At 57.0% G+C, this 18,561-nt stretch carries 18 protein-coding genes and 1 tRNA gene; 10 read left to right on the forward strand and 9 right to left on the reverse strand.

All coding sequences use genetic code 11. The features are described 5' to 3' along the window. Window positions 1-18: 18 nt before the first annotated feature. The 4 genes from CFB17_RS09170 to CFB17_RS09185 all read right to left on the reverse strand — a co-directional run bounded on the left by CFB17_RS09170 (window position 19) and on the right by CFB17_RS09185 (window position 2,947). Window positions 19-654 (reverse strand): hypothetical protein, encoded by a 636-nt coding sequence (locus CFB17_RS09170; RefSeq protein ID WP_088561230.1) that lies wholly within the window; start codon window positions 652-654, stop codon window positions 19-21. 24 nt (window positions 655-678) lie between these two features. After that, window positions 679-906: a Bbp19 family protein gene (locus CFB17_RS09175; RefSeq protein WP_133063878.1), complete on the reverse strand. Its 228-nt coding sequence runs from the start codon at window positions 904-906 to the stop codon at window positions 679-681. A 38-nt stretch (window positions 907-944) separates the two neighbouring features. Then, entirely contained in the window at window positions 945-2,441 is a 1,497-nt protein-coding gene (locus tag CFB17_RS09180) for a portal protein (RefSeq protein ID WP_165769512.1), read from the reverse strand. Between the two features lie 77 nt (window positions 2,442-2,518). Continuing rightward, window positions 2,519-2,947 (reverse strand): hypothetical protein, encoded by a 429-nt coding sequence (locus tag CFB17_RS09185; protein ID WP_088561233.1) that lies wholly within the window; start codon window positions 2,945-2,947, stop codon window positions 2,519-2,521. Window positions 2,948-3,240: 293 nt separating this feature from the next. Here CFB17_RS09185 and CFB17_RS09190 point away from each other — a divergent pair, with 293 nt between their 5' ends. Further along, window positions 3,241-3,675, forward strand: a complete 435-nt coding sequence (locus tag CFB17_RS09190) for a hypothetical protein (protein WP_133063879.1) — start codon at window positions 3,241-3,243, stop codon at window positions 3,673-3,675. A gap of 164 nt (window positions 3,676-3,839) precedes the next feature. On the opposite strand, the gene CFB17_RS09195 is transcribed toward CFB17_RS09190, so the two are convergent. Further along, window positions 3,840-3,914: transfer RNA gene (locus CFB17_RS09195), tRNA-Val, on the reverse strand. 170 nt (window positions 3,915-4,084) lie between these two features. Between CFB17_RS09195 and CFB17_RS09200 the strand changes: the two genes are divergently transcribed. Further along, window positions 4,085-5,008, forward strand: coding sequence for an N-formylglutamate amidohydrolase (locus CFB17_RS09200; protein ID WP_088561235.1), 924 nt, complete (start codon window positions 4,085-4,087; stop codon window positions 5,006-5,008). An 84-nt stretch (window positions 5,009-5,092) separates the two neighbouring features. Then, on the forward strand, window positions 5,093-6,298 hold the full coding sequence (locus CFB17_RS09205; protein WP_088561236.1) for a pyridoxal phosphate-dependent aminotransferase: 1,206 nt from the start codon (window positions 5,093-5,095) through the stop codon (window positions 6,296-6,298). A gap of 129 nt (window positions 6,299-6,427) precedes the next feature. Here CFB17_RS09205 and CFB17_RS09210 read toward each other — a convergent pair whose 3' ends face one another. Then, a complete protein-coding gene (locus CFB17_RS09210; protein WP_088561237.1) occupies window positions 6,428-7,186 on the reverse strand; it encodes an NAD kinase in 759 nt (252 codons plus the stop codon). Window positions 7,187-7,320: 134 nt separating this feature from the next. Between CFB17_RS09210 and moaA the strand changes: the two genes are divergently transcribed. Further along, the gene (gene moaA / locus CFB17_RS09215; protein ID WP_088561238.1) at window positions 7,321-8,322 is read left to right on the forward strand and encodes a GTP 3',8-cyclase MoaA; all 1,002 of its coding nucleotides are present in this window, start codon (window positions 7,321-7,323) and stop codon (window positions 8,320-8,322) included. On the opposite strand, the gene CFB17_RS09220 is transcribed toward moaA, so the two are convergent. Both CFB17_RS09220 and CFB17_RS09225 read right to left on the reverse strand, forming a co-directional pair. Further along, window positions 8,319-8,669, reverse strand: coding sequence for an Hpt domain-containing protein (locus CFB17_RS09220; RefSeq protein WP_088561239.1), 351 nt, complete (start codon window positions 8,667-8,669; stop codon window positions 8,319-8,321). The genes moaA and CFB17_RS09220 overlap by 4 nt on opposite strands. Before the next feature lie 81 nt (window positions 8,670-8,750). Further along, entirely contained in the window at window positions 8,751-9,599 is an 849-nt protein-coding gene (locus tag CFB17_RS09225) for a prephenate dehydratase (RefSeq protein ID WP_088561240.1), read from the reverse strand. A gap of 261 nt (window positions 9,600-9,860) precedes the next feature. Between CFB17_RS09225 and CFB17_RS09230 the strand changes: the two genes are divergently transcribed. The 6 genes from CFB17_RS09230 (at window position 9,861) to CFB17_RS09255 (ending at window position 17,001) form a co-directional block, all read left to right on the forward strand. Next, the gene (locus CFB17_RS09230; protein ID WP_088561241.1) at window positions 9,861-10,475 is read left to right on the forward strand and encodes a c-type cytochrome; all 615 of its coding nucleotides are present in this window, start codon (window positions 9,861-9,863) and stop codon (window positions 10,473-10,475) included. 9 nt (window positions 10,476-10,484) lie between these two features. Continuing rightward, entirely contained in the window at window positions 10,485-11,282 is a 798-nt protein-coding gene (gene hisN / locus CFB17_RS09235) for a histidinol-phosphatase (RefSeq protein ID WP_088561242.1), read from the forward strand. A 59-nt stretch (window positions 11,283-11,341) separates the two neighbouring features. Then, complete coding sequence (locus tag CFB17_RS09240) at window positions 11,342-13,237, forward strand: extracellular solute-binding protein (RefSeq protein WP_133063880.1); 1,896 nt, start codon at window positions 11,342-11,344, stop codon at window positions 13,235-13,237. Between the two features lie 10 nt (window positions 13,238-13,247). Then, complete coding sequence (locus CFB17_RS09245) at window positions 13,248-14,333, forward strand: microcin C ABC transporter permease YejB (protein ID WP_088561244.1); 1,086 nt, start codon at window positions 13,248-13,250, stop codon at window positions 14,331-14,333. Window positions 14,334-14,443: 110 nt separating this feature from the next. Beyond that, window positions 14,444-15,406 carry an ABC transporter permease gene (locus CFB17_RS09250; protein WP_243389824.1) on the forward strand — a complete coding sequence of 321 codons (963 nt, stop codon included), beginning with the start codon at window positions 14,444-14,446 and terminating at the stop codon, window positions 15,404-15,406. Beyond that, entirely contained in the window at window positions 15,403-17,001 is a 1,599-nt protein-coding gene (locus tag CFB17_RS09255; RefSeq protein ID WP_243389825.1) for an ABC transporter ATP-binding protein, read from the forward strand. Before CFB17_RS09250 ends, CFB17_RS09255 begins: the two co-directional genes overlap by 4 nt. Before the next feature lie 80 nt (window positions 17,002-17,081). Here the strand turns inward: CFB17_RS09255 and CFB17_RS09260 are convergent, their stop codons facing one another. Further along, on the reverse strand, window positions 17,082-18,464 hold the full coding sequence (locus CFB17_RS09260) for an aminotransferase (RefSeq protein ID WP_088561246.1): 1,383 nt from the start codon (window positions 18,462-18,464) through the stop codon (window positions 17,082-17,084). Between the last annotated feature and the right edge of the window lie 97 nt (window positions 18,465-18,561).

Consider the following 18,561-nt stretch of genomic DNA (forward strand, 5'->3'; position numbering starts at 1 on the left):
TCCGACTAGCTGCGGTTCCTAGGACCGCATCATCTGGTGCATCGCATGGATCCCCTCGGGATCGCTTGCGAGGGCGGTATAGACCTGCGGTGCCAAGTTGGCCCGGCCCCAAGTTCGCAGTTGCTGCGCGGTGCGTGCCCAAGCCTCCGCCCCGCCGAAATCCTGGCTCAGGCGAGCGACATGTTGCGCAGCTTGATTGTCCCAGGCAACATTTTCGATGAGAGGTACGAGGACTTCGGCTGCTAGATTATAGACGATCTGGGCCTGCTCCTGGCTCAAGCCCGCGTGGCGCAACTTAAGGTTGACGTCTTCGTTCGAGGCCAAGAGTGGGTGGGGTGGCTCGATCTCGTAAGGGTGACCGCAATCCGCAAGTTCGTTGGGCCCATTTGGGTTGATGGACGTTGCGGCCTCGTCGGAGATCAAAGGCACGGGATCTTCCTCGCTTGGCAGGGTCGCCAAAAGGTCCAGATGCGCCCTCAGCAACTTATCAGTGAGGACCGCGCCGCGTTCGGCATCCCAGAAGATCTCGGGCACGTTAGCTGGCCGGATTGGCTGCGCTGTCGTTGCCCCCAGCTCTGCCGTCACTCCCTCATCTGAAGCCGCAGCCGATGCTTCCGACGGCTCAACCGCGTTGTTCGATACAAGCTCGTTCATGCGATGTTCCATCGTTCGATGCCATCAACCGTGTATCGACATTTTTGCTGGTCCTAGACCCGCGCGGCCGCGCTCGATCATGGCTATGATGTGCGCCACCACGCTGCGCTGCCCTTCGAGATGCCAAAGCTCGGCGTCGCGTGCGCTCGGTACCAGGCGCCGCTCGAGGTAAAGGCGACGAAGTGCCGTCAGGACCTGATGGCCTTCGGTGCCGCTGAAGCAGCGCGCGAAGGCGACCGGAAGATCGTCCATGCTTCGGCGATCCTGCGCTTGGGGATGCATCGCGTTCCTCATTTTAGAAGACCGTCGACGACATTGTGGATGATATCCGAGGCCATTATTCGGTCCTGGCGGACCAGTTCGCCCGGTACGCCCAGGCTTCTTGCGAGCCAACCGGCTGCCGCTGCTGGATCGGTCACTGCCAGGGCCTCGGAACCCATTTGTTTCAGCGTCTCGAGCCAAAGGAGCACATTGGTCACATCCTGTCGGGCCTGCGCGCGCGCCAGCGGCAAGCGATAGTCGAGTTCGACATGGCGACCATCGATCGCGATATCGGGGATCTCGGCGCGGCGCCGAAGAATCAGGAGTGCCCGATCGACAAGCGGCGTCACAAGCTCGGCTTGGAGCCGGCCAAACACAGCACCAAGCAGCCGGGACGTTTCGGCACTTCGTTCGGTGACTTCTGTGGCAGTCATTCGGCTGTCGGCTACCGGGCCCAGGCGATCGACCAAAAGCGTATGGCGAATGCGACTCCGCAGGTCATCGAGGATCAGATCCGATACGTCGAAGCGCCCGGGTGCTTGCAATGGGGTGAGGCCGGACGAACCTACAGCTTTCGGAATGATCGTGCCCGGGGCGAGCTTGATGTTCGCAGGGTTGATCACCCCGTCATCATCGCAAAGCCATATCCCGGACGCGGCAATCGATGCGTTCTTGAGAACGAGTTCGACGACCTTGTTTGCCGTTTTAATGTCAGGAAGAGCGGTCATCACGGGCGATCGGCCATAGACTTCGCCTGCCATCTTCATCCAGCGAAAGGTAATGAACGGCGAACGATCAAAGCGGCCTTTGCGCAGGAGCGCCGAGCTGCGCTCTGCCTCACCAATTCCGGGGAGATAGGCCACATAGAGGCAGCCGTCAGGTTCATTGATGACAGCCTCGACCACGGCAAACGTAGCGTCGGCTTGGCTGCGGGCGGCATCGAGAACGCTTTCTGGCAGTGCTGCTTCCGGAAACACCCGCTGCAGGCCGCCTATCGTCAGCTTGGTTGCTCTGAACTGATGACGAACTTGACCGTTGTGGTCGCCGGAGAAAAACATCTCAGCTGCGGGCACGGCGTGAAATTGAAAGGCCGAGAGGCTCCCGGGTGCTGCCTCCGTGAACATCAAGGTGGCGGTGCCGATCGTGGCAAGGTCCAAAAGTGCTTGATGCATTTCGACGGCAAAGTTCGACCGATCGAAGTGACCCTTTATGCGATCGGCTACACCGTCGAGGCTTTCGCCGAAGATGCCGCGATCCGCGGGCGCAATTTCCTGACCCGGCCGGAGGCCGAACCATTGCGACCAGGGCGGCGTGAGTTCCGCCAGCAAGCTTGCTGCCAGCTGCTCGACGGCGTCCGCAGCCGTTCCGTCGAACAGCCGCTCGTTTGTCTCCTGTTCACGACCTGCCGTACCGAATCCGGCGCCACGCTGCGGGAGAGTGTAGGCATAGCAGTCGCGCCAGTTGCTTTCGAAAGAAGAGCGCTGGTTTCGCGCCCTCCGAAGCGTAGCGTTCAGCTGGTCGAGCATCAAAGGGCTTTCCATTTGCTGTTGTCTACGAATATATTCCTATTATCAGATGTAGTCAATTCCTCTTTTGGTCAGGTTCAGCCGGGCTCGTTAAATTCCCGCCCGTCAAGCAGGCAGGCGTAAAGCTGATAGGGGGTCCATACAGCCGGAGCGCGAACCGCAAGCAGTCTTTTTACCAGCTCGACGCAACTCATGGGCCGGATAGAACTCTCGGCTGTCGTTGCCGTCGGCGCGCGCGCGCCTAAAAGCAACGTTCGTCCTGTGGCGCGATAATGATCAATCAGCGATTGTAGTTGGATATGCCTCAGTATCTCTAGCCGCACCGAACTTTTTAAGGGATCGATCAAGATCCAGTCATCTTCGTTTTCGATGAGGCAGAAGCAATGGCGGAAACCGGGGCGCAAAAGCCGCATCAAGCCCTTGGCAGACCGATCTTCGAAGACGATAAGAATCCTCGCGCTGTGTAGGTATCTCGGATCCGAATAGGGGATGGGTCGCATAGCCATCACGTTCGTTCGAGGAACAAATACCTAATGTCATCTGCATTAAATGTCAAGATGATGCACCTCGACGAACGGCCGGCAGAAAAAGGGGAAACGATATGCTGAGCCATAAGCAGGTATGGGACGCCATCGATAAACTGGCGGCCAAAAACCGATTATCGGCGTCCGCGCTGGCGAAACGAGCCGGTCTTGATCCAACAACCTTCAACAAGAGCAAGCGAACAACGAAACAGGGAAAGGCGCGATGGCCGAGCACCGAGAGCGTATCCAAGATTTTGGAGGCCACCTCGACGCCCATGGCCGAGTTCGTTGGCTTGATGGCCGAAGAGGGCCAAGTGGCGAGATCGGGTCAACGCCTAAGATGCATCAACCTCGCGCGTCTTAGAAACGGCGAGGATGTCGACGTTAGCGGTTTTCTCAAAGCGTCTACGAGCGAGGATATCGAGTTTCCCGGAGTCGATGACGAAAACGCCTATGCGGTCGAGCTCGAAGAGGATCTGCAGCCACCTTTCTATCGGGCGGGCGACCATCTGATAATTGCACCGTCTGGAGGCGTCAGAAAGGGTGACCGTATTATAGGTCGCCTCAAGGATGGATCCCTGGTCGCCGGCACAATGATCCGCAGGAACTCGCAGCGCCTGGTGGTTCAGCCGTTTGTCGACCAACACGAAAACGCGATTCCGAACGAGGAGCTATATTGGGTCGCGCGTATCGTCTGGGTAAGCCAGTAGGAACTGGGGCGCTGAACGTTGGCAGGCCCGCGAGGGAAGTCGAGGTTCAGCGCAAGGTCAAAAAGTATGTCCGGCGAGATTGTCTGATGTTCGCCGCGAGTAGTCGATCCGGGGGGATCTTGCCGGAATTGCCCATCCGAGAACCGGCTGGCCGACGTGGGAAATGGTGGGCGGTACAAGGATCGAACTTGTGACCCCTACGATGTCAACGTAGTGCTCTACCGCTGAGCTAACCGCCCATCACGTCGTGGCGGCGCTAATAGGACACTTCGCACAGGCCCGCAAGTCCACCCAGGGCAAAAACAGGGCGTCGGCTTCCACCGAACTGCAGGGCTTCGCATTCGCTTGCCGGATGGCTATCATCTAAGCGAATGGGGTTGATCCAGCGATATGGGCGAAATCTTAACCGATGAACATCGATGACGATCATCCCTTTCGTGAACTCTCGGTGGAATCGGGTGCGCTCCCGATTATTTTATCATCTCCTCATAGTGGAACTGAATTCCCGTTGGAGGCCGGCGTGGCGCTGGCTGTCTCCGACGATGAACTGAAGGCGCTGGATGACGGGCCAACCGATGACCTTGTCGCAGCTGCGAGCGGGCTGGGCGCCAGCGTACTCTGTGCGAGGTATTCCCGAGCCTATGTCGATCTCAATCGCAGCCCTTATGAGATCGATCCGGCTCATCTTGATCGGGAAGCTCTGCCACAGGACGCTAGTGTCACGCCGAAAGTTGAGGTGGGGTTAGGGGTCATACCGAGCAGGGTCGCTGGCAGGTTGATCTACGGCCGGCCGTTGAGCCTCTCGAATATCGATGCGCGACTACGTCGGGGCTATTATCCCTATCATGATCGTCTGTGGCGGCTTGTTCAGGAACGTCGATCGGCAGGCGGTGGTGTAATCCTTGTGGATTGTCATTCGATGCCTTCCGAGGCGGCCTGCATGGCCGGACAACGCGGGCCGGTCGATATCGCCGTAGGCGATCGGTTCGGCACCAGTGCGCATTCTTTACTTGTGCGAAGTGTCGTCGAACTTCTCGAACACGCCGGCCTTCGCGTCTCGCAGAATCGACCCTACGCGGGCGGATTCATAACGGAGCACTATGGTCGGCCTCATTGCGGTATGCATACAGTGCAATTGGAGATCCGGCGCGACCTATTCTATGACCGCGATACCCGGATCTTGTCGACCAAGGCAGGGATGCTTAGCCGGGTCCTATGCGATCTGGTGGTCGAGCTTTACCGCGTGCTGCAGGTCGTGCCCAGATCTGGCGAAAAAGCAGATGCGCCGATGCTGGCCAACCTCCCACGGCCCATAATGTTGGCTGCCGACTAGCGACCGTTTGACCGCAGATGCGTCCATTGTCATTGGCCTGAGGGCTGCCTATGCTCCCGGCGCTTTTCAAACAGGGGACCTGAAATGGGTGTGCTCGCCGAGAGTCTTGCGCGTATCAAGCCGTCACCGACGATCGCGGTGACCGATCTCGCGCGAAAGCTGAAGGCCGAGGGACGAGACATCATCGGATTAGGTGCTGGCGAGCCGGACTTCGATACGCCCGACTTTGTCAAGGAAGCGGCGATCGAGGCCATTCGCCGTGGTGATACGAAATACACTGCCGTGGACGGTACACCCGCCCTCAAGAATGCGATCGTCCGCAAATTTGCTCGTGAAAATGGGCTCGACTACAAGGCAAGCGAGATCTCTGTCGCCAATGGCGGCAAGCAGGTACTCTACAATGCCTTCGTCGCCACACTCAATCCGGGCGATGAAGTGGTGATACCCGCCCCCTATTGGGTCTCCTATCCGGACATGGTCCTGCTTGCAGGCGGTAAGCCCGTCTTCGTGACCTGCCCGGAACAGACGGGATTCAAGTTGCGAGCTGAGGACCTTGATGAGGCGATCACACCGAGAACAAAGTGGGTCCTCCTCAACTCACCCTCGAATCCGACGGGAACTGCCTATAGCGCGGACGAGCTTAAGGTCATCTGTGACGTGCTACGGCGTCATCCCCATGTGTGGGTGATGACCGACGATATATACGAGCATCTCGTATACGGCGAGTTCGAGTTCAATACGGTCGTCCAAGTGGCCCCGGAGCTCCGCGATCGTACCTTGACCATTAATGGCGTCTCGAAGGCCTATGCCATGACGGGCTGGCGAATCGGCTATGCCGGTGGGCCCGAGGCGTTAATCAAGGGCATGGCCAAGGTCCAGTCGCAGAGCACGTCAAATCCTTCTTCGATCAGTCAAGCGGCTGCTGCCGCGGCGTTGGAGGGCCCCCAGCAATTTCTAAGTGCATGGCGTCTAGCCTTTCAGGAGAGGCGGGATCTCGTTGTCGAACGTCTGAATGAGGCAAGGGGGCTACGTTGCCATAAACCCGATGGCGCGTTCTACGTCTATCCAAGCTGTGCCGGCACCATCGGTAAGCGGATGCCGGATGGTAGTGTTATCGGTTCAAGTGAGGATTTTGCCCGATATCTGCTCGAGGATGCAGGGGTGGCAGTCGTGCACGGGTCAGCGTTCGGCCTTGATCCGTTTTTTCGGATCTCGTACGCGACTTCGAAAGAGGTCTTGCAAGAGGCCTGTACGCGGATAATCCAAGCTTGCGATCGTCTCTCCGATTGAGGAAAGCTTTGCTCGTTGACTGTCGAGGCCTGTCGAAGGGCGGGATCACGCACGGACATGTTATTTCTTATGCGTGTGTCTCGGGCGCTTTGGAGAGTATAATATAACCAGGTGTTGAGCGTTTTAAGTCTACGGGATGAACTGTTCCTTAAGGATCCGCTCTTCGAGATTGTGCTCGGGATCGAATAGAAGACGAATTGCCTTGCTTCGATCTTCCCAAACATCGACTTCGAGCACATCACGCACTTCGGTGAAGTCAGCCACCGCGCTAACTGGTCGCTTGTGCGGATCGAGGACCCGAATGGTAAAGCGCGACCGAGCAGGCAGCAAAGCACCGCGCCAGCGCCGAGGACGAAAAGGGCTGATCGGGGTGAGAGCGAGCAAATTGGCTCCCACGGGCAGGATCGGTCCGTGAGCCGATGAATTGTAGGCTGTGCTTCCGGCTGGCGTTGCGATCAGCACGCCATCGCATGTGAGCTGCGGCAAGCGACAGACACCGTCAATGTCGATCGCGAGCGACGCAGCCTGGCGGGTTTCCCGGAAAATGTAGACGTCATTTATTCCTAGTCCATTGCGAATGGAGCCGTCGCTGAGGCGCGCGCGCATCCGCAGCGGGTAGAGATCGATTGGCTGGGCCGTCTCAATTCGTTCCTCGAGATGGTTCGGCTCGAAGGCATTCAGCAAAAAACCTACCGTTCCCAGATTCATCCCGTAGATGGGAAGATCATGCTCCAAGGTAGCGTGCATAGTTTCCAGCATGAAACCATCGCCGCCAAGGGCGACGATCACGTCTGCATCTTCGATCGTGCTTTGTGAGTGCTGATTTAGAAGTACGTCCAGCGCTCGTTGCGCCTCCTCGGTTTCGGCCGCTTTGAAGGCGATGTTCATCGTTGCCGGATCTCACACACTGTATCGTCTGTCGATAATCGGTCGATGCAGCCTTTGAGCGATATGGCTGCTGTGGACAGACCCTTAGCGCGCCCCACATAACAGGTCGAGGCGATTGCCGTCGTCCACTCATTATGGGTAGCCCCTTGCTCATCGACCCTTTCGCTCGACATGTGTCGTATGTCCGGATCTCACTGACCGATCGTTGCGACTTTCGCTGTGTCTATTGCATGTCGGAGAACATGACGTTCCTGCCTAAGGCAGAGTTGCTGACGCTCAACGAAGTTGATCGGCTAGCCTCGGCATTTGTCCAACTGGGCGTCACGAAGCTGCGGCTGACCGGGGGCGAGCCGTTAGTCCGGCGCAACATTATGTGGCTGGTCGAGCGGCTGGGAAGGCACCTCGATCAGGGGCTCGAAGAGCTGACGATAACGACGAACGGCAGTCAACTCGCGCGCTTTGCCGACGGCTTGAAGCAGGCTGGCGTTCGGCGTGTCAATGTCTCGCTGGATACGCTGGATTCCGCGAAATTCACTTCGATCACCCGTTGGGGGCGCCTCGATCAGGTGTTGAACGGAATTCAAGCTGCGAAATCAGCCGGATTGAAAATCAAGATAAACATGGTGGCGCTCAAAGGCGTAAACGAAGATGAAATTGACAGGATGTTGGCTTGGTGCGGCGCGGAGGGCTTTGATCTCGTCCTGATCGAGACGATGCCTCTAGGAGAAATCGAGCAGGATCGAACGGACCAGTATTTGCCCCTCAGCGTCGTTCGCCGGCGTCTCGCACGCAAATGGACGATCAGCGACATTCCGCTGAGCACAGGTGGTCCCGCTCGCTATGTCCGCGTCAAGGAAACCGGTGGGCGGCTGGGGTTCATCACGCCGCTTACTCATAATTTTTGCGAGGCGTGCAACCGGGTCAGGGTGACCTGCACCGGCATAATGTATATGTGCCTGGGACAAGAAGATCAGGTCGACCTCAGAACCCCGCTCAGGGCTTCCACTTCGGACGATATGCTGATTGAGGCCATTCGCGGTGGGATCGACCGTAAGCCCAAGGGACACGACTTCATCATTAACCGGCCGAAGGCCGCGCCGGCGCTGGCGCGGCATATGAGCATGACCGGCGGTTAGTGATCGCGCGCTTCAACTTCGTTAGCGAGGTCTGCATAGGCTGAACGGAGTATATTGAGTGTCTTGAGCGACGGAGGGGTCATTTCCGCTTCTGCGGCCAGTCGCCCGAGTTCCAGCACGCCAAGATTAATGCTGGCTCCTTTGAGGGAATGACACTCTCGCGACCAAGCATGAGGATCGTTCAAGGCGGTCGCCAAGCGGGCAAGCACCTGCTCGGCGGTTGTTTTGTAGAGTTCTATGATATCCCGTTCCGCGCCGATATCGTCGCCCGTAAAACTCCTTAGTCGGCTGTAATCAATAACGGTGCGGGCATGTGCCTGCGATAGAGTGGAATTTCCGGACGACATTGGAGCGACACTTTCGGTTGTGTCTCTTGAATGTTTCACAATTGACGCGAGAGGGCGACCTCGATTCCCTAGGCTTACGCTCTATGATATGCGCGCGCGAGACGGCGAGGCGCGATATGTGCCGAGGACGGTAACATCGCGCGCGAAGAAGCTCAGTTCCTCAAAGGCGCGCTGGACCGAAGTCTGGGCGGGGTGCCCCATGATATCGGCCAAAAAGCTTGCCTGGGTGAACGTTCCGTCGATATAACTTTCCAGCTTGACCATGTTGACCCCGTTAGTCGCAAATCCGCCCAGCGCTTTGTAAAGGGCGGCAGGGACGTTGCGAACCGTGAAGGTGAACGTCGTTAGGACTGGGGTACCGTCATCTTCGGGCGCGTCCGGTTCGGCTGCCAGAATAAGAAATCGGGTGGTGTTATGCGCCTCGTCCTCGATATCCGCGGCTAGAATATCAAGACCGTAGATTTCGGCAGCCAGTCGTGAAGCAATTGCCGCCTTATCGCGCGCGCCGCTTTTAACCAGGTCTGCCGCAGCTCCTGCCGTATCGGCGGCCACTCGTGCCTCTAGCCTGTGATCCTTCAAAAAGCGGCGGCATTGGCCGATCGCATGGATATGGGTCTCGACGACCTTTATTTGAGCGATGGTCACGCCGGGAAGAGCCATGAGGTTGTGCCGAACGCGCTCGAAACACTCGCCTACAATGTACAGTCCCCCTTGTGGCAGTAGATGGTGGACGTCCGCCACTCGACCGGCCAGCGTGTTGTCGACCGGAATCATGGCGAGCGCGGCCCGGCCGTCTCGAACAGCCGCGAATGCGTCATCAAACGAGCGACAGGGCAGCACCGGCATGTTCGGAAACATGTGCTGGCATGCCATGTGAGAATATGCGCCGAGTTGGCCTTGAAATGCGATGGGTCTTGCAATGGTCGACATGAGGAAGGGACGAAATCCGTTACAGTCGTCGGTCGTGAGTGACTGCACCCTCTTATGCCGCGCTGCTCATAAAGGCCAGCCACGCCGCTATTGGTTGGCGAGCGAGCCTGCGTGCTCCTTGGGCCCATCGAAGTGTGCCGGGCAAGGCCGTCTTCTTGACGCTATACACTTCGGCGTTTACCGACCAATCTAAAGGCCGCTCGATCGAGCGGAAGTGCATCGAATAGGTATAAAAACAATCAGATCAAGGCGAGGGTCCGGATGGAAGCTTCTCTCGAGGGCCAAAAATTCATAGGCGCCATCCTCACCGGCGCGATCCTGGCAATTGGCTCGGGCGTCTTGGCAGGCATCATTTATAGTCCTCACAAACCGGAGCATAATGCCTATCAGGTTGATGTCTCGGTGCTTGCGGCCGGAGGCGGCGAATCAGCGGCTCAGTCTTTAGTGCCGATCGCCCAGCGATTGGCGGCGGCGGACGCCGGCAAAGGCGCGGCTACTGCCAAGGTCTGCCTCTCCTGCCATACCTTTGACGAAGGAGCGCCTAATAAAATCGGACCGAATCTGTACGACACCGTGGGTGAGGAGATTGGCAAGGGCAAAGCTTCTTATCCATTTTCGCCAGCCCTTTCGGGCCATGGCGGCAAGTGGGACTATGAAAATCTCGATCGATTCCTGACGAGTCCGAAGGAGTTTGCCCCGGGCACGAAAATGAGTTTTGCTGGGCTCAGCAAACCGGACCAGCGAGCTAATGTCATTGCGTTCTTGCGGTCGCTGTCCGCCGATCCAGTTCCTCTTCCCACTAAGGACGCACCGGATAATACATCCGCAAGCGGTAGCGAGAAGAGCGGAACTACGATCTCCGCCCCCGCACCCTAACGAGGCACAATGCCAAATTCTTCGGACCTTAGAGAGTTCTCCGCTCTGGCCCATGAATTGGCAGAGGCGGCGGGTGCCGTACAGCGGCGATATTTTCGTCGCCCCGTGGCTGTCGACAGCAAGGTGGACGATAGTCCGGTGACCGTGGCCGATCGTGAGGCCGAAGCGGTAATGCGGGATCTCATCGGTCGTCGATTTCCCTCGCATGGCATATTCGGTGAAGAATTTGGGCGCGATCGCGAGTCGGCCGAATTCGTATGGGTTTTAGACCCAATCGATGGCACGAAATCGTTCATCACCGGCAGGCCGCTGTTCGGCACATTGATCGCCCTTTTGAGAGAGGGCCGCCCCGTCCTTGGGGTAATCGACCAATCCATCCTGAAAGAGCGCTGGGTCGGTATCAAGGGCCGGCCAACCCTCCATAACGGAAGTGTTCTCCAGACGCGCGAATGCCCCGTTTTGAGCCAAGCGTCGCTATACGCGACGAGCCCCTTGATGTTTACCAGCCCGATCGATCGCCAGGGTTTTGATCGCGTGGCCAAGCGAGCGCGCTATCCCTTGTTCGGCGGTGATTGCTATGCCTATGGCTTAGTAGCGATGGGATTTGTCGATGTCGTCGTCGAGGCTGGTCTTCAGCCCTACGACTATATGGCGCTTATACCGGTTATCGAGGGAGCCGGAGGACATATGTCGGATTGGGCAGGGAGAGATCTCGACCTAGCGTCCGACGGACGCGTGATAGCATCGGGCGATCGACGTCTCCATGATGAGATCCTCGCTCTGTTGGACATGCGTTCCGCGGTATGATGGCAAGACGGGATTTTGTAAGGTCGTTTTCACGTCAACCACTTTGGGGGTCGTGAAGCGTGAGGCAATTTGGAAGAAGGCAGTTCATCGTTCGGGCAGCGCGCTCTGTGGCAGTAACAGGAGGGCTGATTCATGCCCGTCAGGCGGAAGCAGAGACGCAAGTCGCGGAGAGGCCCGTTCTCGACGGTGTTGTTGGCGTCCATGGTTATGCGCTTTATGACGATTTAAAATACGGCCCCGATTTCAGCGGGTTTGGCTACGTCAATCTGAAGGCTCCAAAAGGCGGCCGGCTCATCGACTCGGCGCTTGGCAGTTTTGATAGTTTCAATCCTTATATCTTGCGTGGTCGCGCCGCCGACAATGTGGATTTGATTTTTGATACCCTGACCGTCCAGTCGCAAGACGAACCGTTCTCGAGATATGGCTCCGTCGCTCAATACATCTTCATGCCGCCCGATCGAAGCTGGGTAGCCTTCGAGGTCAATGCTGCTGCCCGTTGGCACGATGGCACGCCCATTCTGGCCAGTGACATTGCCTTTACGTTCGAAATTCTCAAAACGAAAGGCTCCCCAGCCTACCAGTTTTATTATCGCCAAGTGGCGGGGGTGGATATTCTGGGTGAGCGACGGGTCCGGTTCAACTTCGTACCCGATGGGTCCAATCGTGAACTCCCCCTGGTTGTTGGGCAATTGCCCGTTCTTTCGGCCGCGTATTGGTCCACACGCGACTTTGAAGCCAACTCTCTCGATAAACCGTTGGGTTCCGGCCCCTATCGCATCAGGGACGTCGATCCTGGGCGATCGGTTACCTATGAGCGGATCGATGACTATTGGGGCGCCGATCTCCCCATAAATCGAGGTCGTTATAATTTTGCGGAGATCCGCAGCGAATATTTTCGAGATCTTGACGTTTCACTAGAGGCGTTCAAGGCTGGCCAGTATGATTTTCGATTTGAAAATTCGGCCAAGCGCTGGGTGACTGGCTACAATGGTCCGGCGGTTGAAGAAGGCAAAATCGCGAAGCTAGACTTGATGATTCCCTCATCTGCACGCATGCAGGGTTTTGCTATGAATATTCGCCGCGCTTTTTTCGCGGATCCGCGAGTGCGCGAGGCAATCGGTTACTGCTTTGACTTTGAGTGGTCGAATAAAACGTTATTTTTTGGTCAGTATGAGCGTATCCGAAGTTATTTCCACGGTCACCTCGAGTTCATGGCCACTGGGCTACCGGGAGAGGCGGAAAGAGAAATGTTGACGCCGTTTAAAGACGTGCTCGACCCCAGACTTTTTTCCGAAGAATTCGAGCTGCCGCATACAGACGGGACGGGCAATGTTCGCGACAATCTTCGGCACGCATTCGGCTTGCTCAAGGATGCGGGCTGGTCAGTCGAGAATGGCTCTTTGAAGCATATTCAAACAGGACAGTCGATGGCGTTTGAGATTCTTCTCAGCCAGTCGGACCTGGAAAGAGTAGCATTGCCCTTCGTGCAAAATCTATCTCGCCTTGGAATTAAGGCGAATATCCGGACCGTCGATCCTTCGCAGTATCAAAATCGGATGAATCAATTTGACTTCGATATGACGGTTGCGTTGTGGCCGCAGAGCAGTTCGCCGGGCAACGAGCAGGCGCAATTTTGGAGCTCAAAAGCCGCCGACGTAGAAGGCAGTAAGAATTTCGTAGGGATCAAGAACCGGGCAATCGATGCGATATGTGAAAGGATCGTGCAAGCAACAAGGCGGGACGAGTTGGAGATTGCCGTTCGAGCACTGGATCGCGTCCTTCTTTGGGGATTCTACGTCGTTCCACATTACACACTCGGACATTATTGGCTCGCGCGTTGGAAGAAGATCGCTTTCCCAGCAACGTTACCTACCCAATCTCCCGACGTGTTCAGTTGGTGGGATAGCACGGCAGGCGAGGGCGGTGACCAGGTTCTTCCCGAAGCGACGCCCTGAGTAATCCCCGATGGCCTGGTATATAGCCCGTCGGCTCGTTCTTATGATTCCAACGCTTCTCGGAATAATGATCCTTAACTTTCTGATCGTCCAGGCGGCGCCGGGAGGCCCGATCGAGCAGATCATCGCCGACTTGTCACATCAGGCTTCGGCTGGCGATAGGTTCTCCGGCGGAAGTGGTGATCTGATGGCCGGGGCGCCGAGCGTGCAGTCCAGCTATCGAGGCGCTCAAGGGCTGGATCCCCAGTTTATTGATAAACTCAAGCGACAATTCGGCTTTGACAAACCGCTCATCGAGCGATTTTGGCAGATGATGCGTGGCTATTTGATTTTCGATTTGGGCCAAAGCTTCTATTCGAACCGGTCAGTGCAATCCTTGATAGTTGAGAAGCTTCCGGTTTCGATCAGTCTTGGGCTATGGACGACGCTTTTAGTCTACCTGGTTTCGATACCCCTTGGGATACGCAAGGCTGTCAGGGACGGCGAGCCGTTCGATCTTTGGACCAGTGTGCTTGTCGTCGTTGGCAATGCCGTGCCGAGCTTCCTCTTTGCATTGCTGTTGATCGTCATTTTTGCCGGGGGAAGCTATCTCGAATGGTTTCCTCTTCGCGGCTTGGTCTCCGATAATTGGCAGCAAATGTCCTGGCCATCTATTGTACTAGATTATTTCTGGCATATTACGCTACCGGTTCTCGCCATGGTAATCGGCGGGTTTGCCAGCTTGACCATGTTGACGAGGAATTCATTTCTGGACCAGCTCGGCCAGCAATATGTAATGACGGCGAGAGCCAAGGGGTTGAGTGAGAACCAAGTCCTTTATCGTCATGTGTTTCGAAATGCCATGCTGATTGTCGTTGCCGGTTTTCCAGCGGCGTTCGTTAGCATTCTCTTCACAGGCTCGCTTTTGATCGAAACAATGTTTTCGCTCGATGGACTGGGCTTGCTTGGCTTCGAAGCGGCCATTCGGCGCGATTATCCCGTCATGTTCGGCACACTTTTTATTTTTACCCTGATAGGACTTATTCTGAAACTCGTCTCCGATCTGACGTATTTGGTCGTCGATCCGCGCATCGATTTTGAGGCGAGGCGTATTTGAGGGGCTCGTCCGGGCGGAACGGCGCGGCTCGCGCGGTAGTAGCGCGATCTTGGCTTTCTCCGCTTACATATCGCCGAGTGCGCGTCTTTTGTAAAAATAAGCGCGGGCTGGTGGCGACCTCGGTCTTTGTCGTGGCTTTCGTCATTTCCCTATTTGCGGAGTTGATAGCTAACGATCGTCCGATATTCGTCTGGTATAGCGGACATCCATACTTTCCGGTATTTCGGGATTATCCTGAAACTGCGTTCGGCGGAGATTTCCCAACATATGCCGACTATCGTGACCCCTATGTTATCAGCTTAATTGAGGGCAAGGGCTTCGTCATATGGCCGCCAATTCCTTACAATGCGACGACGGTCATTACAGATTTGGGTGTTCCTGCGCCGTCGCCTCCCTCGAAGCGCAATTGGTTGGGCACCGATGATCAATCCCGGGATGTTTTGGCGCGAGTCATTTATGGCTTCCGAATCTCCGTCCTGTTTGGCCTGCTTCTGGCGATATCCAGCTCGGCCGTCGGGATCTTGGCTGGAGCGGTTCAAGGCTATTTCGGTGGCTGGGTTGATCTTGGAATGCAGCGTTTCATCGAGGTATGGAGCGGATTGCCGGTACTCTATCTGCTGATCATCATGGGCTCGATATTCATTCCCGGATTCTGGACGCTGCTGATTTTGATGCTGCTATTTTCCTGGATGACCCTGGTTGATCTTGTTCGGGCTGAGTTCTTGCGTGCGCGGTCTCTCGATTACGTCAGAGCTGCTCGCGCCCTTGGCGCGTCGCATCCTCGCATCATGCTGCGGCACATTCTTCCCAATGCGCTCGTGGCCACGACTACGTTCCTGCCATTCATCATCAACGGGTCCATCACGACGTTGACAGCTTTGGATTTTCTCGGATTTGGCTTGCCACCGGGCTCCCCATCTCTTGGTGAACTCGCTTTGCAGGGCAAGAATAACCCGCAGGCGCCATGGCTTGGATTGACGGCGTTCCTCGTTCTCGCAGCGGCCTTGTCGCTACTGATCTTTATGGGCGAAGCGGTGCGGGACGCGTTCGATCCGCGGCGGACGCCTCCTTGAGTTGCGCTCCTCTCCTCGAGATAGACAATCTCTGCGTAGGGTTCGGCCAAGGTGCTACGGCTGTCGCCGCCGTTCGTGGTCTAAGTTTTCACATCGACATCGGAGAAACAGTCGCTCTGGTGGGCGAAAGTGGATCGGGGAAGTCGGTGACGGCTTTGTCGATCATGCAACTCTTTCACCGGACGGGTGCGAACGTGACATGCGGCTCGATTCGACTGCGCGGCAAGGAGTTGCTGCGCAGTGGCGAGAAAAGCATGCGGCGTATCCGCGGCGATCGGATAAGCATGATCTTTCAGGAGCCAATGACGTCGCTCAATCCGCTCCACCGTGTCGCTCGTCAGGTGGAGGAGGTCGTTCGTTTGCATGGACGCCTCTCCGGGCAGGCGGCGCGCGAGCGAGCACTCGAACTCCTCCAGTCGGTCGGGCTTGAAGATATAGCCCGTATTGCCAGCAGTTTTCCACATCAGCTTTCGGGCGGCCAACGTCAACGAGTCATGATCGCGATGGCTATTGCGAACGAACCCGATTTGTTGATTGCCGATGAGCCGACGACGGCCTTGGATGTCACGGTGCAGTCTCAGATCCTTCGCCTTCTCAAGGATCTGCAGCAGCACTCAAAGATGGCCATTTTGCTGATCACGCATGACTTGACGCTTGTCCGACGGTTCGCTCGGCGTGTTGTGGTCATGACAGAAGGGGTCGCGGTCGAGCAAGGTGAGTCAGAGCGTGTCCTCCAACAGCCAGAGCACCCCTACACGATAAGATTGCTGTCATCGGAGCCAGGCGTCTCGCCGGCGCCCGAGGCGTGCCCGAAGCCGCTCCTTGAGGTGTACAATCTAAGCGTCAAGTATCCCGTCAAGCGGGGGCTTTTGCAGCGAACGGTCGACTGGGTCTCGGCTGTCGACGAGGTCAGCCTGCGTGTCGGTACGAGAGAGACGATCGGAATCGTCGGGGAAAGCGGGTCCGGCAAGTCAACGCTCGCCCTCTCTGTGTTACGCCTCATTCCCGCCACAGGTACCATCCGCTTCGGCGAACTCGAGCCGCTTAAAGATAGATCTGCTCGTTGCCTCCGTGCCTATAGGCGACGGATGCAGGTCGTGTTTCAGGATCCCTATGGCAGCCTCAGCCCGCGTTTATCGATTGAACAGATCGTCCGCGAGGGGATGGATCTTCACAATATCGGCGAAGTTCGCGAACGAAGGGAAATGGCAGCGGAGATCCTCCGTGAGGTAAGATTGGATCCGAGTTCGCTCGACCGGTATCCACATGAATTCTCTGGCGGTCAGCGTCAGCGCATTGCTATTGCTCGCGCATTGGCGGTGCGACCCCAATTGCTCGTGCTGGACGAGCCGACTTCCGCGCTCGATATTTCCGTTCAGGCACAGATCATCGAACTGCTGCGCGCGCTGCAGGAGCAACATGGCATGGCCTACATATTCATAAGCCATGACCTGCGTGTGGTTCGGGCGATGAGCCATCGGATCGTGGTCATGAGAAGTGGCAGGATCGTGGAGCAGGGCCCAGCCTCCACGATCCTTTCCCAACCTCAGACGCCTTATACGAGGGCGCTCATGGAAGCTGCCTTCCTATCCTAGGGAAGGGGTAACAGAACCTTCCCTAGATGCGTTCGTCCTCGAGACGTGTATTCATTGGAGTGCAGAGGGCACGGTTGGGATCAGGCGGCGATAAGAGTCGAAGTCGCGACGCCGTCAAGCGCCTTCTCGAGGCCATCGAACATCATGTCGATTTCGCTGCGCGTGATGATCAGCGGGGGGCAGATGCCGACCGAGTCGATGGGGACTGGCCTCAAAATGACCCCATGGGCCTGGGCCTGTGCGGCAACCTGGGCATTGATCTTGATCGCTGGGTCGAAATGCGTCTTCGATGCCTTGTCCTTCACGATCTCCACGGCACCGATGAGGCCGACGCCACGGGCTTCGCCAACAAGAGGATGGCCACCCAGAGCGTCCAAACGGCGTTTGAAGTGTGGAGAAACTTCGCGAACGTGATTGAGGATCTCGTCCTCGTCGTAAATACGCAGGGTTTCCAAGGCAACAGCGGCAGCTACAGGATGGCCGGAATAGGTGTAGCCCGTCCCAAGATTGCCGATTGCCGCCGACTGGTCGGCCAGACCTTCGTAAAATGACTGGCTCATGAGGACGCCTGCGATCGGCAGGTAGGCCGACGATAGCTGCTTGGCGATCGTCATGAGATCGGGCTCGATACCCATCGTCTCCGCCCCCCACCAGTTGCCGGTTCGGCCGAAACCGCAGATTACCTCGTCCGACACCATCAAAACGTCGTGCTTGCGTAAGACGGCCTGGATTTTGGGGAAGTAGCTGAGCGGTGGAACGATGACGCCACCAGCACCCATCACGGGCTCGGCGAAAAACGCGGCGACCGTATCGGGGCCTAACGTTATGATAAGCGTGTCAAGCTCGGTTGCAAGCCTGTCGGTGAACTGCTCCTCCGTCTCTCCCGGGTTGCCCTCGCTGTAGAGGCTAGGCGGCGTAACGTGGAAGAATCGATCCGACATGGGCAGATCGAAACCGGTTCGCGCGTAAGGCAGGCCTGTCAGATGCCCCGCGGCAATCGTGATGCCATGATACGCGCGCCTTCTTCCGATGATACGCTTCTTGTTCGGCTTGCCGCGCCCATTTTGATAATACCAGATGAGCTTGATTGCCGTGTCGATCGCTTCCGATCCGCTATTGACAAAAAAGGCCTTGGCAATCGATGCGGGGGCCATCGATACGACACGCTCTGCAAGCTCGATGACCGGTTCGTGACTGCGATGGCTGAAAATCTGCGAATAGGGAAGCACTTCCATTTGCTTGCGGGCGGCTTCCGCCAAGCGTTTTTCACTAAATCCCAGCGACGTGCACCAGAGGCCGGCCATGCCCTCGATATAGCTCTTGCCTTCGTCGTCGAAGACATAGACGCCATCTCCCCGCGTTATGACGAGCGGGCCCTGCTCCTCATGCGCGCGCAGATTGGTATAGGGATGGATCGTATACTCGATGTCTCGGGCATGGAGCGAGTTGGGCGTCTGCGGCATTGTAGAGAAACTCCGGATTCCGTCGTGGGACGGCGACTGAAAGGCAGTCGTTTGTGACACCCTCAAGCTAGTAGAGCGGAGGTTATGCGACAACATC

This window comes from Arboricoccus pini (assembly GCF_900187945.1).
Classification (GTDB): Bacteria; Pseudomonadota; Alphaproteobacteria; order Geminicoccales; family Geminicoccaceae; genus Arboricoccus; species Arboricoccus pini.